Below are 787 nucleotides of genomic sequence, written 5' to 3'. Positions count from 1 at the left end.
AGATATAGGTCGGGTCGATATAGCCCGTGACCGAGAGGCCCGCGATCGGGCCGGTGTTGGCCGCGTCGGAGAGCGAATCCACCTTCAGCTGCTGGCTCGCGATCTGCTGCTTCATCGAGTCGACGTCGTCGTTGGTCAGGTGCGCAGGCTGCTTGCCGTAGTCGGGCGAGGACATGTCCACTTCCTGCGCAGGCGCTGCCGCGGCAACCGTGGCGGCTGCGCCCGTGGAGGCGCCCGCGCTCTTCGCCGTGCCCTTCGCGCCCGTGTTCGATGCGCAAGCTCGTTCTTGAGCGATTTCACCTCTTTTTGCAGCGCGTTGAGCTGCTGCTGCAGGGCCTTGATCTGATCGCTGGTCGAGTCCGCAAAAGCGAGCCCTGGCAGTGCCCCGGCCACCAGCAGACAGATTAACTTCTTCTTCATCAGGATTCTCCTTATGGATCGTTATGGCAAGCGCCCCGGCGTGTCTTTCCCCTGTGCCGCTGGGCGTTGCACGCGGCGCGCGCCGCAGCCTGCGAGCCGCGCGCGCCGCTTCAAGTGGACTGCGTTCTGTGGACTGCGACCCGGCGATCAGGCTGCGCGCCGGCCAAGCGGAGCGCCGACCGCACCCGCCGGTGCGCCCTGCACGGCGCCCTGCACCGCTTCCGAGGGATCGGGCTGCACGAAGGCCATCTGCATGTCGCGCATGCGCTTGCGTTCGCGGGCCGACATGATGTAGTTGGCTGCGACCACGCCAATCGTCACCGCGCTGATGAAGAGGGTCGCGAGTGCATTCATCTCCGGATTCAGA

The 787-nt window shown here is 65.8% G+C and carries 1 protein-coding gene and 1 pseudogene; both read right to left on the bottom strand.

Features of this window, described 5'->3' with window-relative positions; translation table 11 throughout:
- Window positions 1–403, bottom strand: a 403-nt coding sequence (locus tag BO1_RS58745) for a DUF3138 family protein (RefSeq protein ID WP_407670105.1), incomplete at its 3' end; no start/stop codon positions are given.
- 164 nt (window positions 404–567) lie between these two features.
- Window positions 568–787, bottom strand: a pseudogene (locus BO1_RS61720) (putrescine ABC transporter permease PotI); the annotation flags it as partial.

The sequence above is a fragment of the Paraburkholderia oxyphila NBRC 105797 genome (genome assembly GCF_000685075.1).
Lineage (GTDB): Bacteria > Pseudomonadota > Gammaproteobacteria > Burkholderiales > Burkholderiaceae > Paraburkholderia > Paraburkholderia oxyphila.
Note: the sequence above shows the minus strand (reverse complement) of the source record. Positions and strands in the feature narration are given on the sequence as shown.